Annotated in this window: 16 protein-coding genes; 12 read left to right on the forward strand and 4 right to left on the reverse strand. The window is 66.3% G+C overall.

Translation table 11 applies throughout. The annotated features are described in order from the left end of the window. Positions 1 to 47: 47 nt before the first annotated feature. Complete coding sequence (locus QZ755_RS12310) at positions 48 to 536, reverse strand: YbjN domain-containing protein (protein WP_294323223.1); 489 nt, start codon at positions 534 to 536, stop codon at positions 48 to 50. A gap of 60 nt (positions 537 to 596) precedes the next feature. After that, entirely contained in the window at positions 597 to 926 is a 330-nt protein-coding gene (locus QZ755_RS12315) for a VOC family protein (RefSeq protein ID WP_294323224.1), read from the reverse strand. A gap of 53 nt (positions 927 to 979) precedes the next feature. On the opposite strand from QZ755_RS12315, the gene QZ755_RS12320 reads away from it, so the two are divergent. The 4 genes from QZ755_RS12320 to QZ755_RS12335 are packed head-to-tail and all read left to right on the forward strand — an operon-like array spanning position 980 to position 5220. Next, positions 980 to 2050 carry a PA0069 family radical SAM protein gene (locus QZ755_RS12320; protein ID WP_294323225.1) on the forward strand — a complete coding sequence of 357 codons (1071 nt, stop codon included), beginning with the start codon at positions 980 to 982 and terminating at the stop codon, positions 2048 to 2050. A gap of 60 nt (positions 2051 to 2110) precedes the next feature. Next, on the forward strand, positions 2111 to 3529 hold the full coding sequence (locus tag QZ755_RS12325; protein WP_294323226.1) for a M48 family metalloprotease: 1419 nt from the start codon (positions 2111 to 2113) through the stop codon (positions 3527 to 3529). Positions 3530 to 3568: 39 nt separating this feature from the next. Continuing rightward, entirely contained in the window at positions 3569 to 4735 is a 1167-nt protein-coding gene (locus tag QZ755_RS12330) for an NAD(P)/FAD-dependent oxidoreductase (protein WP_294323227.1), read from the forward strand. Next, on the forward strand, positions 4699 to 5220 hold the full coding sequence (locus QZ755_RS12335; protein WP_294323228.1) for a DNA-deoxyinosine glycosylase: 522 nt from the start codon (positions 4699 to 4701) through the stop codon (positions 5218 to 5220). The genes QZ755_RS12330 and QZ755_RS12335 overlap by 37 nt, the downstream gene beginning before the upstream one ends. 51 nt (positions 5221 to 5271) lie before the next feature. Here the strand turns inward: QZ755_RS12335 and QZ755_RS12340 are convergent, their stop codons facing one another. Further along, entirely contained in the window at positions 5272 to 5730 is a 459-nt protein-coding gene (locus QZ755_RS12340) for a hypothetical protein (RefSeq protein ID WP_294323229.1), read from the reverse strand. A gap of 189 nt (positions 5731 to 5919) precedes the next feature. Between QZ755_RS12340 and QZ755_RS12345 the strand changes: the two genes are divergently transcribed. Genes QZ755_RS12345 through coaD form a run of 3 tightly spaced genes read left to right on the forward strand, consistent with a single transcriptional unit; the run spans position 5920 to position 7564 of the window. After that, positions 5920 to 6162 (forward strand): exodeoxyribonuclease VII small subunit, encoded by a 243-nt coding sequence (locus tag QZ755_RS12345; RefSeq protein ID WP_055755721.1) that lies wholly within the window; start codon positions 5920 to 5922, stop codon positions 6160 to 6162. Beyond that, positions 6162 to 7067, forward strand: a complete 906-nt coding sequence (locus tag QZ755_RS12350) for a farnesyl diphosphate synthase (protein WP_294323233.1) — start codon at positions 6162 to 6164, stop codon at positions 7065 to 7067. Before QZ755_RS12345 ends, QZ755_RS12350 begins: the two co-directional genes overlap by 1 nt. Beyond that, entirely contained in the window at positions 7064 to 7564 is a 501-nt protein-coding gene (gene coaD, locus QZ755_RS12355; RefSeq protein WP_294323235.1) for a pantetheine-phosphate adenylyltransferase, read from the forward strand. The genes QZ755_RS12350 and coaD overlap by 4 nt, the downstream gene beginning before the upstream one ends. Before the next feature lie 30 nt (positions 7565 to 7594). Here coaD and QZ755_RS12360 read toward each other — a convergent pair whose 3' ends face one another. Then, the gene (locus tag QZ755_RS12360; RefSeq protein ID WP_294323237.1) at positions 7595 to 8149 is read right to left on the reverse strand and encodes a DedA family protein; all 555 of its coding nucleotides are present in this window, start codon (positions 8147 to 8149) and stop codon (positions 7595 to 7597) included. 100 nt (positions 8150 to 8249) lie between these two features. Here QZ755_RS12360 and QZ755_RS12365 point away from each other — a divergent pair, with 100 nt between their 5' ends. The 5 genes from QZ755_RS12365 (at position 8250) to QZ755_RS12385 (ending at position 12139) form a co-directional block, all read left to right on the forward strand. Beyond that, positions 8250 to 9278, forward strand: a complete 1029-nt coding sequence (locus QZ755_RS12365) for a COX15/CtaA family protein (RefSeq protein WP_294323238.1) — start codon at positions 8250 to 8252, stop codon at positions 9276 to 9278. Next, positions 9275 to 10075: a hypothetical protein gene (locus QZ755_RS12370; RefSeq protein WP_294323241.1), complete on the forward strand. Its 801-nt coding sequence runs from the start codon at positions 9275 to 9277 to the stop codon at positions 10073 to 10075. Before QZ755_RS12365 ends, QZ755_RS12370 begins: the two co-directional genes overlap by 4 nt. Before the next feature lie 119 nt (positions 10076 to 10194). Then, positions 10195 to 10674 (forward strand): 50S ribosomal protein L13, encoded by a 480-nt coding sequence (gene rplM / locus QZ755_RS12375; protein WP_082456865.1) that lies wholly within the window; start codon positions 10195 to 10197, stop codon positions 10672 to 10674. Further along, the gene (gene rpsI, locus QZ755_RS12380; protein WP_294323248.1) at positions 10674 to 11234 is read left to right on the forward strand and encodes a 30S ribosomal protein S9; all 561 of its coding nucleotides are present in this window, start codon (positions 10674 to 10676) and stop codon (positions 11232 to 11234) included. Before rplM ends, rpsI begins: the two co-directional genes overlap by 1 nt. A 155-nt stretch (positions 11235 to 11389) precedes the next feature. Then, positions 11390 to 12139 carry a class I SAM-dependent methyltransferase gene (locus QZ755_RS12385; protein WP_294323250.1) on the forward strand — a complete coding sequence of 250 codons (750 nt, stop codon included), beginning with the start codon at positions 11390 to 11392 and terminating at the stop codon, positions 12137 to 12139. The last annotated feature ends 197 nt before the right edge of the window (positions 12140 to 12336 follow it).

Consider the following 12336-nt stretch of genomic DNA (forward strand, 5'->3'; position numbering starts at 1 on the left):
CTGAAGCGGACAGTTGCCGCGAATGGATCGCCTGCCCTGCCCTGAGCCTATTTCCTTGCCGGTTTCGCCTTTGCCGCCTCACGCTTCGCGTCGAGAAACTTGGCGAAATCGCTGTCCATCTCGGCATACCAATCGACCAGGTCGGCGAACTGCGCCTGCGTCATGCCGCCGACAGCCGTGGCATCGAGGAACTCGCGCAGGTCGCCATCCGAATCGACGCCGACTTTCAGGAACCGCTTCGTAGCGTTCCATTCATTGGTCAGTGCGGCGGTATAGAGCGGGTCCTTCTTGTACCACGACGCGAACTGGAAGGAACCACAGTCCTTCAGCCCTTCGCAGCCATAGAATTCGATCGTGAAAGACCCGCCATTGACGCCACTCAGGATATACGGCTCGCCCGCCTTGTTGATCTTCAACTCGGCCTTGTAGCCCGCCGCCTGCAAGGCGGTGACGACGTTGCCGGGCTGCCGCAGGTCCAGCACGGGGCCCTCGGGCGCGGCCAGTGCCACAGCTGCCCAGATCAATGCTCCGATCATCGATAGCCCCCCTGATTACCCCGCCAGGAACCTATCGCCGCTCCGGGGCAGCCGACAAGGTCATTCCGCGACCATCGCTGCCAGCACATGTCCGTCAGGATCGCGGAAATGGAACCGCCGGCCGCCGGGAAAGGCGAAGATTGGCTGGACGACGGTACCCCCCGCCGCCTCGACCGCAGCCTGTGTCGCCTCCAGATCGTCGACCTCGATCACCGGCAGCAGCGTCGTGAGCGCGGTGTCGGCGTCCAGCCCCAGATCGGTATCGCCCGTCGTCGTCGCGGCATAGTCCGGACCATAGTCGGTGAACGCCCACCCCATCACCGACGCATAGAATGACTTTGCCGGTTCCGTCGCCGTGACCGGCAGTTCCAGATAGTTCAGCCGCGCCATATCGCCTCCCTGATGTTCTTGCTTCGTTCTGAACGATTCGATAGCGTAGGGCAATGCGAAATCTTCCTGCCAGAGGAGCGACGACCAACGTCACGAGCAACCGCTTCGCGCTGCCTGCGCAGGAGGCGGATGGCGACTGGCTCGACTGGCGAGAGACGGTCGATGGCGCGGAACCGGTGCTGCGTACCAGCGTGGCGATCGAACGGCCGCGCACGATCCTGTCGCGCAATGCCTCACCCGACATCCCGTTCGACCGCAGCATCAATCCGTATCGCGGCTGCGAGCATGGCTGCATCTATTGTTTCGCGCGGCCGACCCATGCCTTTCACGACCTGTCGCCGGGGCTGGATTTCGAGACGAAGCTGTTCGCTAAGCGCGATGCGGCGGTGCTCTTGCGCGCGGAGCTGGCGAAACCCGGTTATATCGCGAAGCCGGTCGCGATGGGGACCAACACCGATCCCTATCAGCCGATCGAGCGCGACTGGCGGATCACGCGCGATTGTATCGGCGTACTCGCGGAAACGAACCACCCGCTGACGATCACCACCAAGTCCGACCGGGTCGTGCGCGACATCGACCTGCTGGTGCCGATGGCGGCGAAGGGGCTGGTCAGCGTCACCCTGTCGGTGACGTCGCTCGATCCGATGATCGCCCGCACGCTGGAGCCGCGCGCGCCGCATCCGGAAAAGCGGCTCGCTGCGGTGGCGGCGCTGGCGGCGGCGGGGGTGCCGGTGTTCGTGTCGATCTCTCCGGTGATTCCGGCGATCACCGACCATGAGGTCGAACGGCTGATCGAACGAGCGGCCGAGGCCGGGGCGCGGGGCGCCTATTTCCTGCCGGTGCGCCTGCCGTATGAAGTCGCCCCGCTGTTTCGCGCATGGCTGGAAGCCTATTTCCCCGAGCGGGCGGGCAAGGTCATGGCGATCGTCCAGTCGCTGCGCGGCGGGCGCGACAACGATCCGGCGTTTCATTCGCGGATGCGGGGGCAAGGCGTGTGGGGACAATTGCTTGCCACCCGCTTCGCAATCGCGTGCCGCCGGCACGGCCTGAACGCTGGTCATCCCCGGCTGCGCTGCGACCTGTTCCGCCCGCCCGCCGGGGCGCAGGGAGAGTTGTTCAGCTGAGCGACGGAACCGTTGTCGTATCGCAACGTATTCCGACCGAGGACAAACGGGGACGAGATGATGACGACACGCCTTTGGACCGCCGCGCTGCTGACTGCCGCGACGATTACCGCTCCGGTCGGCGCCCAGACCCGCGCCATTTCGCAGAGCGATCGCAATCAGGGCGCACAGGCCAATCCGCAGCTGCTCGCGCAATATGGCGGCAAATATTCCGGGCCACAGTCCGCCTATGTCGAGCGGGTCGGCAAGAAGGTGGCGGTCCAGTCCGGCCTGTCGAACGCCAGCGGCGACTTCACCGTCGCGCTGCTCAATTCGCCGGTCGAGAACGCCTTCGCCATCCCCGGCGGCTATGTCTATATCACGCGGCAGCTTCTGGCGCTGATGAACAGCGAGGCGGAGTTGGCGGCGGTCATGGGGCATGAGGTCGGCCACGTCGCCGCGCGGCACAGCAACTCGCGCAACACCCGATCGAGCATCGGATCGATCGGCGCGGCGCTGCTGGGCGCGGTGACCGGCAGCGATCTGGTCGGGCGGATCGCCGGCGCCGGGTCACAGCTCTACACCCTGTCGTACAGCCGCAATCAGGAATATCAGGCCGATCAGTTCGGCGTGCGCTACGCCACCGCCGCCGGCTATGCACCGTCCGGCATGGCCGATGCGCTGATTCAGCTGAACGAGGCGCAGGCATTGGCCGCGCAGACCAGCGGGCGTGGCGGCAATGCCGTCCCGACATGGATGAGTACCCATCCCAACGGTGCCGACCGGGTAAAGCGCGCCCGCGCGCTCGCGCAGCAGGCGGGTGGTGCCACGACTCAGCCGGCGCAGGACACGACCTATCTGCGGATGCTCGACGGGCTGCGCTATGACGACGATCCCGCGCAGGGGGTGATCGACGGGTCAACCTTCAAGCATCCCGGCCTGCGCGTCCGCTTCACCGCGCCCACCGGCTATGCTCTGCAGAACGGCACGGACGCGGTGACGATCGCGGGCCAGGGCGGACAGGCCGAGTTCCGCATGGGGCCGGCAGGCGATCCCGCCAGCGTCGTGCGGCAGCGGCTGGCGGCACTGGGCGCGCAGAACGCGCCGGAGCCGCAGACGACGCGAATCAACGGCACCGACGCGGCGATCGCGACGGTCCGCGCCAATGCCAACAACCAGGCGGTCGACTTGACCATCGTCGCCTACCGCTACCCCTCGGCCACCTATTATTTCCAGATCGTCACTCCGGCCGGGCGTGGTGTGGGACCGTTCGAACCGCTGCTCGACAGCTTCGGCACGCTGACCCAGGCCGAGGCGAACGCGATCACCGGCAAGCGCATCCGCATCGTGACGGTAAAGGCCGGCGACACGATCGATTCACTCGCCCGCCAGATGGCCTATTCCGATTTCCAGCGGGACCGGTTCCTGACGTTGAACGGGATGGAAGACGGCGCGCGGCTGGTGCCGGGGCAGCTGGTGAAGCTGGTGGTGCGCGGCTGACCCCTTTCCGCCGCCCCTCTGCCATGCGAAGGGCGGCGGATGGCCAGTCATGACGTCATCATCCTCGGCGCGGGCGGTGCAGGGTTGTTCTGCGCCGGGATCGCCGCCCGGCGCGGCAGGCGCGTGGTCGTGGTCGACCATGCGCCGGAGCCGGGGCGCAAGATCGTCATCTCCGGCGGCGGACGCTGCAACTTCACCAATGTCGGGGCGACCTGGGACCGCTATGTCTCGGCCAATCCGCAATTCGCGCGCTCGGCGCTGGGCCGCTACACCGCGCAGGATTTCATCGCACTGGTCGATGCACACGGCATCGCGTGGCACGAGAAGACGCTCGGCCAGCTGTTCTGTGATGGATCGGCGCGACAGATCGTGGCGATGCTGCTGGACGAGGCGGCAGGTGCCGAGATCGCGCTGGGCCAGCCGATCCGCGATGTCACCCATGCCGATGCGACCTTCACCGTCGTCCATGGCGACCGCACGCTCACCGCGCCATCGCTGGTGATCGCGACCGGCGGGCCATCGATCCCGAAGCTCGGCGCGACCGGCTTCGCCTATGACCTTGCCAAGCGGTTCGGGCTGAAACTGGTCGAGCCGCGCCCGGCGCTGGTGCCGCTGACCCTGCCGCCCGAGGACGCGCTGTTCCGCGAATTGTCGGGCGTCGCGACCGAGGTCGTGGCCGGTGCGGGCAAGGCGACGTTTCGCGAGGCGGCGCTGTTCACCCATCGCGGCCTGTCGGGTCCGGCAATCCTGCAGGCATCGTCCTATTGGCGCCACCGCGAGCCGGTGACGATCGATTTCGTCCCCGACCGCGCCCCCGACTGGCTGACCGAGTTGAAGCGCAGTCGCCCGCGGATCGGGCTCCGCTCTGCGCTGGGTTCGGCGCTGCCCGACCGGCTGGCCGAGGCGCTGGCGGTGAAGTTCGACTGCCCCGGCGAACTTGGCAATCAGCGCGACGCGACGCTGGCCACGATCGAGCAGCGATTGCGCGGCTGGCAATTCCATCCCAACGGCACCGAAGGCTTCGCCAAGGCCGAAGTCACCGTCGGCGGGGTCGCGACCGATGGCCTCAACCAGAAGACGATGGCGGCCAAGCACCTGCCCGGCCTACACGTCATCGGCGAGGCGGTCGATGTGACCGGCTGGCTCGGCGGCTATAATTTCCAATGGGCGTGGTCGAGCGGCTGGGCAGCGGGCCAGGCGGTGTGAGCCGCAAGGCGTCCTTCCCGCCAGTTGTCGACCTGTCGACACGGGCGTTGATCCTCGGCAGCCTGCCGGGCGATGCATCGCTGGCGGCGGGGCGCTATTATGCGCATCCGCAGAACCAGTTCTGGCGGCTGCTGTCACCGGTGGTCGAGGTCGATCTGCCCGCGCTCGATTATTGCGAAAAGCTGGCGGCGCTGAAGGCGGCAGGGATCGGCCTGTGGGACGTGGTGCAGAGCGCGACCCGGCCCGGCAGCAGCGACGCAGCAATCCGCGACGCCACCGCGAATGACGTGGCGGCGCTGATCGCAACCCTGCCGGAACTCAAATTGGTGGCGTTCAATGGCCGCACGGCGGCGAAGGCAGGGCAAACGCTGGTGCATGGGATCGAGACGCTGGCCCTGCCGTCGAGCAGCCCGCTGCATACGGTTGGCGTGGCGGCAAAGCAGCCGGCGTGGAATGCGATTATGAAATACCTCAGGTATGAATGATCGAGCGCCCCAGTTCTGGGCGGACAAGCCGCCACGCGCAGAACTATGCTACTATAACCCTTTGAGCGCCTCCGAACCGCGAATGAGCGTTTCAGCGAAATCTTTCCGCCCAAAGGTGTTGCCTTGTGGTTCGAAGGCAAACCCATCGAAGCATACAACCAGCGCCGAGATGACATAAGCAGTAGCCCGCATCTCATTCGGCGTGCTGATCCGAATGCTCAGGAACGCATCCTTACCGGTAATCCGTTCTGAGGCGGAGACCTTCGATAGAGAATCATTCACGATCTTGACATCCTCCGGCATCAGCGAAGCCGGGGCCAGTTCTCCCTGCAAATACGCGTCGTTGCCATCGATCGCCACCAACATCCCGTCGTGCACGACGCCCGCGCTATCCAGTGCAGGAAACCGTTTGATCGCTACCGGAAAGCCACGATCCGTCATGCACTGCTGTACCACAGCTGCGGTCGGCCAATTGGCGGCGGGCATTGCAACGTAGAAATCGACACTCACACGGCACCTCCACGACAGCTATACTGTCGGCGCGATTGCTATGCCAGAACGTTACAATCAGGCAGGAAGCACCGTCGAGCATGATTATTCCAGCAGCTGCCGCGCCCATGGGTCGATCGCGCTCTTAATCCACAACAACCGGCTTACCCCGGTTGCAATCGCCCCGCCCCCTGCCCCATAGCATCGCCCATGTCCGACGAACGCGATGTTTCCACCCTGTCCTTCGAAGACGCGCTGCGCGAGCTCGAAACCATCGTCAGCCGGCTGGAAACGGGTCAGGAAGACCTGCAGACCGCGATCGACCTCTATGCCCGTGGCGACCTGCTCCGCGCGCAATGCGCCGCACGGCTCGATGCGGCGCAGGCCCGGATCGAGGCGATCCGCGTCGATGCCGAAGGACGCGCCACCACCCAGCCGTTCGACGCGCAATAATGGCGACCGTCGCGCCGCCGGTGTCGCTGAACGCCGCCCTTCGCGAAATCTCGGCCGAGATGGATCGCCAGTTCGACGCGCTGCTCCCCGTACCCGGCGATCCACGCGCGAACCTCTACCGCGCCATGCGCCATGCTGCGATCGGCGGGGGCAAAAGGTTGCGGCCGCTGCTGGTATTCGCCACCGCCCGACTGTTCAATGTCGAGCGTATCCGGGCCGCCCGTGCGTCGCTCGCGATCGAATGCATCCATGTCTACAGCCTGATCCATGACGACCTGCCCGCGATGGATGATGACGACATGCGCCGCGGCAAGCCAACGGTGCATAAGGCGTATGACGAGGCAACCGCGATCCTTGCAGGCGATTGCCTCCACGCACTGGCATTCGAAATCCTGTCGCACGAGGCGACCCATCCCGATCCGCATGTCCGCATCGAACTGATCGCCGACCTCGCCCACGCCTCCGGCCCGTCGGGCATGGCGGGTGGACAGGCGATGGACCTGGAGGCGGAGGACACCAGCTTCGACCTGAACACCGTCACCCGGTTGCAGGCGATGAAGACCGGCGCGCTGATCGCCTGCTCGGTCGAGGCGGGCGCGATCCTCGGCCGCATTCCCGCCGACCAGCGCACCTCGCTGCGCGGCTATGCCCGCGACATCGGCCTCGCCTTCCAGATCGCCGACGACATCCTCGATGTCGAGGGTGACGAGGCGGCGGTCGGCAAGGCGCTGCGCAAGGATGGCGAAGCGGGCAAGGAAACCTTTCTCTCGCTGCTCGGCCTCGATCGTGCGCGCGAACAGGCACGGTTGCTGGTCGACCAGTCGATCGAGCATCTGCGCGACTTTGGCCATGAAGCCGACCTGCTTCGCGCGATCGCCCGCTATGTGCTGGAGCGCGACCGGTGAGGATCGGCGTTTACCCCGGCACCTTCGATCCGATCACGCGCGGGCATATGGACATCATTCGCCGCGGCGCGAAACTGGTCGACCGGCTGGTGATCGGCGTCACGACCAACCCGTCGAAATCGCCGATGTTCACGCTCGGCGAACGCCTTGCCATGGTCGAGCGCGAGGTGGCGGAGGTCGGCGGCGATATTCAGGTCGTGGCGTTCGATGCGCTGCTGATGACCTTTGCTGAGCGGCAGGGCGCGAGCGTTATCGTGCGGGGCCTGCGCGCGGTCGCCGATTTCGAATATGAATATCAGATGGCGGGTATGAACCAGCAGCTGAACGACCGGATCGAAACGGTCTTCCTGATGGCGGATGTCTCGCTGCAGCCGATCGCATCGCGGCTGGTCAAGGAGATCGCGATGTATGGCGGGTCGATCGCGAAGTTCGTGTCGCCAGCGGTGTGCGAAGAGGTGATCGCACGGGTCGAGAAACTCGGTCGCAAGGGAGAATAGTTCCGCGGCCCTCCCCGGCACGGGGCGCATCTAAGTCCGTTGCCGCCACCACCAGGCCAGCCCGCCCAGCAGCAGGATCGCGACCCCGCCGCCGGCCAGCACCTGCCAAGACGGCAGCCATCGGCCGATCAGCGCGCTTAGCCCATGCCCGAACCAATAGCCGATCGACACGAACGTCGCCGCCCACACGAGCGCCGCCGCACCGTTCAGCACGACAAAGCGCGACAGTGGCAGTCGCGTCGTGCCGATCGCCACCGGGCTGACGGTTCGCAGGCCGTAGAGAAAACGGAAGGCGAAGACGAACAGCGTGGGATGCCGCTCGAACGTCGACAGCGCACGGGCAAAGGCCGGCTTCCCGCTCCAGCGGCAGACACGGGGATGGTCGCGGAACCGCCGGCCGGCCGCGAAGAATAGCTGATCGGCGATGAACGACCCGATCGCGGCGGCCAGGATCGCCCCGACATAGGGCAGCACGCCGCGCTGCACCATAATCCCGCCGAGGACCACGACCGTCTCCCCCTCGATCCCGGCGCCGAGCAACAGCGCGCCGAGGCCATAGCGGGCAATCAGCGCCTCGATCGTCATGGGTGAATATTCCGCATGGCGTCACCGTACAGGCACGCAACCGGCGGTAAAGCCATATGCCCCCCTTTCTTGCCTGTCGCCGCCGCGCTAGACACCGGCGATGCTCGCCCCCCCCCTCCCCTCGCGTGCCCGTCCGGGCGCTGTCGCCCGCTGGCTCTGGTGGGTCGCCGCGCTGGTCGTCGCGATGGTGGTGGTCGGCGGCATCACCCGGCTGACCGAATCGGGCCTGTCGATCACCGAATGGAAGCCGCTGTCGGGCACGTTGCCGCCGCTCAACGCCGCGCAGTGGGAGGCGGAGTTCGCCAATTACCGGAAAATTCCGGAATATCAGCTGCTGAACCAAGGCATGACGCTGGCCCAGTTCAAGGGCATTTTCTTCTGGGAATATTTCCACCGGCTGCTGGCCCGGCTGGTCGGCGTCGCCTTTGCCGTGCCGCTGGCGTGGTTCTGGATCCGCGGTGCGATTCCCACCGGCTACAAGGGGCGCCTGGTGGCAGTGCTGGCGCTGGGCGGATTGCAGGGGGCGATCGGCTGGTGGATGGTAGCCTCCGGCCTGTCGGTGCGGACCGATGTGTCGCATATCCGCCTGTCGGTGCATCTGCTCAATGCGCTGGTGATCCTGGCCGGTACGGTATGGACCGCGCTCGACCTGCGCGAGTTGGCGGCGGACCGCTATGCCCGTCCGGCGCGGATGACGGCGATCGCGGCGATCACCTTGCTGGTGTTGTTCGTCCAGCTGCTGTTCGGCGCATGGGTCGCCGGACTGAACGCCGGGCTGGTCACCAACCAATGGCCGCTGATGAACGGGCATTTCTTTCCGGCCGACGAGTGGGCGTTGCGCGCTCCGCTGGATGCGATCGTCAACGATCCCTATATCGTTCACTTCATCCATCGCTGGTGGGCATGGGTCGCGGTTGCCGCGCTGATAATCCTCGCACGCGCTGCCAAGCGCACCGGCCATCCCGAGGTCGCGCGGGCGATCCATATCGCGTTCGGCGTGCAGATCCTGCTGGGTGTCAGCACGGTGATGACCGGGGTGCGGATCGAGGTCGCTGCGCTGCACCAGCTGGGCGGCGCGCTACTGGTCGTCGCCACCACCTGGGGGGCGCACGCCGTCGGCCGGCGATGATCGCCCTGCCCCCGCCCGCGATCGAAGCCACGGCGGCCACCGGTTTCGCGCCGGTGCTGGACAACGAGTATCGCTATCATATCGAACAGCAGCGCGATGACGCTGGTGCCGTCCGCCGCTACACCACCGACCGCAGCGTCCGGTTCCGGCGCACGGCCGACGGGCTGGTCGCCGACATGGTGATCGAGACGGTCGACGGCAGCCTGTCGGGCGGTCCCGGCGCGATGTTCGAACGCGCGTTCGCGACCCTGCGCGGACGGCCGATCCGTTATCGCCTGTCCGACCGGGGTGAAGTGACCGACGTAATCGATCGGGCCGCCATCTGGTCCGCGTTGGTCGATGCCATTGCGGCGCAGGGGGGCAGCGACCCGGCGAAGTCGGCAATGCTCGCCCGCCTGACTGCACCGCTGCGCGCAATGCCCGAGCGACAGCAGGTGGCGATGCTGGGATCGATGCTGACCAACCTCCTCGCCCCCGATGTCCTGCGTCTGGGCGTGCAGCCCGAACGGCCGGTCCGCCGCCCAGGCGCGCCACCGTTCGGCGCCGGGTCGGAAGTGACCGGCACCGAACGCATCCATGCCGAAGGACGCGAGCTGATCGCCGAGGAACGGCTGACCGGCGACATCGCTGCGACCGGCGGCCGGCCGGGCGGTCGACGGACCAGCAGCATGGTCCGCGCCGTCGACGCGGCGACCGGCATGATCGTGCGGCAAACCTCCACGGTACGCATCGAAAGCGGCAACGCGATATCGATCGCCACGACCCGGATCACGCTGCGCCGTCCGTATGGTATTTAGATACCCGTCAGCAAAGCCGCACTTTACTTGACTTATTGCGTCGGTGCGGGCAATTGCCCGGCGTTCGCACCGTCCCGGTTCGGGGTGGACGCGTCATATATCCGAAAGGTCCAACGCCCATGAAGGCGCTCATGAAGACCACCAAGTCGGTTAAGCCGCACGAGGTGGAGAAGAAGTGGCATATCGTCGATGCCGACGGCCTGGTGGTCGGTCGCGCTGCGTCGATCATCGCCAACGTACTGCGCGGCAAGCACAAGACGTCGTTCACCCCGCACGTCGATTGCGGTGACAACGTGGTCGTCATCAACGCCGACAAGATTCGCTTCACCTCGAACAAGGCGAAGACGAAGACCTATTACAAGCACACCGGCTATGCCGGCGGCATCAAGGCGGTCACCGCCGAGAAGGTCCTCGAAGGCCGTTTCCCCGAGCGTGTCCTGGAAAAGGCCGTCGAGCGGATGATTCCGCGTGGCCCGCTGGGTCGTGAGCAGATGCGCAACCTGCGCATCTTCAAGGGTGCCGAGCATCCGCATGAAGCGCAGAACCCGCAGGTTCTCGACATCGCGAGCATGAATCGCAAGAACAAGGTGGGCGCATAATGTCCGACAACCGCCAGTCCCTTTCCGACCTCGCGAACCTGACCGGTCAGCAGGCGCCGGCCGCCGCCGCACCGCAGGCGTCGGCTCCGCAGACCGACGGCGCGGAAGCTCCCGCCGCTCCGGTCGAAGCACCCCGTCCGACGATGCCGCTGCGTGCGCAGGAAATCGACCAGTACGGTCGCGCCTATGCGACCGGCCGTCGCAAGGATGCCGTTGCGCGCGTCTGGCTGAAGCCGGGTTCGGGCAAGATCACGATCAACGGTCGTGACCAAGAAGTGTATTTCGCACGTCCGACCCTGCGCCTCGTCATCAACCAGCCGTTCGGTGTTGCCGACCGCAATGGTCAGTATGACGTGATCTGCACCGTCAAGGGCGGCGGCCTGTCGGGCCAGGCCGGCGCGGTCAAGCATGGCATCAGCCAGGCTCTGACCCGGTACGAGCCGGTCCTGCGTGCGCCGGTCAAGGCCGCCGGGTTCCTGACCCGCGACAGCCGCGCCGTCGAGCGTAAGAAGTACGGCAAGGCGAAGGCCCGCCGCAGCTTCCAGTTCTCGAAGCGCTAAGTCGCAAAGGCACGCGCGGGAGCCGAAAAGGTTCCGGTTTGCGGCCAAATGCGTACCGATTGGGGCGGTCCGGTATCGGGCCGCCCTTTTCGTTTGGATCGTAACCGTATAGCGAGAGTGCGTCCGCACGCTGGCGGAACCATCCAAGAGACGCCATGACATCGCGTGCCAAGACCTCGCTGCTGCCGCTTGCCGATGCGGACCTGTGGCCCGACGAGTTGCGCCGCAGCCTGTCCGACAAGCTGTTCACCATCGCGTTCGGTGCGATCCAGTGGCCGTGGCTGCTGCGCAGCCTGTCGGGCGGCAAGAAGGCCGACAAGGTGCGGTTGATGGCCGAGCTGGGCCTTGCCCCCGACGCCCTGCCGAACCTCGGCAGCTGGAAGGCGGATACCGGGTATCTGTCGCTGATCGTCGACCAGATCGCCGCCGCCCGCCCGCAGACCGTCGTGGAACTGGGTACCGGCGCATCGAGCCTCGTCACCGGCGCGGCACTGGCCAAGCATGGCGGCGGGCAGCTCATCAGCTTCGACCAGCACGCCGGATTCGTCGATGCGACGCGCGACTGGCTGGCCGAACATGGCATTGCCGCCGACCTGCGCGCCGCACCGCTGGTTGCCGCGCCCGGTGACTGGCCGGGCGTCTGGTATGACATCGACGCGTTGCCCGATAAGGTCGACCTGCTGCTGATCGACGGGCCGCCCTGGACGATCCATCCCTATGTGCGCGGTGCCGCCGAGACGCTGTTCGACCGGTTGCCGGTCGGGGGTGTCGTGATGCTCGACGATGGTGCGCGGCCGGGCGAGCGCGTCGTCGCGCAGCGCTGGCGCAAGCGGTGGCCGAATTTCCGGTTCGAACTGGTCAATCGCGGGACCAAGGGCACGTTGATCGGGCAGCGGCTGTCCTAAGGTCCCGCATCCGGGGTTGGCGCGGCTAACGGCCCGATTGGATCGCCGCCGTACGGTCCGTCGGACCAGGCCGGATCGACATTCAGCGCCAATCGTGGATTTCCATCATTCCCGCGCAGGCGAGAATCCATACCGCTGCCGCTTCAGCTGGATTCGCGACCTTAGCGCAGATGGACTTCCGCCCACGCGAGAGTGAC

It is taken from the genome of uncultured Sphingomonas sp., from assembly GCF_913776855.1.
In the GTDB taxonomy this organism is placed as follows: domain Bacteria; phylum Pseudomonadota; class Alphaproteobacteria; order Sphingomonadales; family Sphingomonadaceae; genus Sphingomonas.

Coding starts and splice junctions, on each gene's coding strand:
- QZ755_RS12370 (WP_294323241.1), top strand. CDS start 9,275: ATGATCGCCCTGCCCCCGCCCGCGATCGAAGCCACGGCGGCCACCGGT.
- QZ755_RS12345 (WP_055755721.1), top strand. CDS start 5,920: ATGTCCGACGAACGCGATGTTTCCACCCTGTCCTTCGAAGACGCGCTG.
- QZ755_RS12385 (WP_294323250.1), top strand. CDS start 11,390: ATGACATCGCGTGCCAAGACCTCGCTGCTGCCGCTTGCCGATGCGGAC.
- QZ755_RS12365 (WP_294323238.1), top strand. CDS start 8,250: ATGCTCGCCCCCCCCCTCCCCTCGCGTGCCCGTCCGGGCGCTGTCGCC.
- QZ755_RS12320 (WP_294323225.1), top strand. CDS start 980: ATGCGAAATCTTCCTGCCAGAGGAGCGACGACCAACGTCACGAGCAAC.
- QZ755_RS12360 (WP_294323237.1), bottom strand. CDS start 8,149: ATGACGATCGAGGCGCTGATTGCCCGCTATGGCCTCGGCGCGCTGTTG.
- QZ755_RS12315 (WP_294323224.1), bottom strand. CDS start 926: ATGGCGCGGCTGAACTATCTGGAACTGCCGGTCACGGCGACGGAACCG.
- QZ755_RS12330 (WP_294323227.1), top strand. CDS start 3,569: ATGGCCAGTCATGACGTCATCATCCTCGGCGCGGGCGGTGCAGGGTTG.
- QZ755_RS12310 (WP_294323223.1), bottom strand. CDS start 536: ATGATCGGAGCATTGATCTGGGCAGCTGTGGCACTGGCCGCGCCCGAG.
- QZ755_RS12350 (WP_294323233.1), top strand. CDS start 6,162: ATGGCGACCGTCGCGCCGCCGGTGTCGCTGAACGCCGCCCTTCGCGAA.
- rpsI (WP_294323248.1), top strand. CDS start 10,674: ATGTCCGACAACCGCCAGTCCCTTTCCGACCTCGCGAACCTGACCGGT.
- QZ755_RS12325 (WP_294323226.1), top strand. CDS start 2,111: ATGACGACACGCCTTTGGACCGCCGCGCTGCTGACTGCCGCGACGATT.
- rplM (WP_082456865.1), top strand. CDS start 10,195: ATGAAGGCGCTCATGAAGACCACCAAGTCGGTTAAGCCGCACGAGGTG.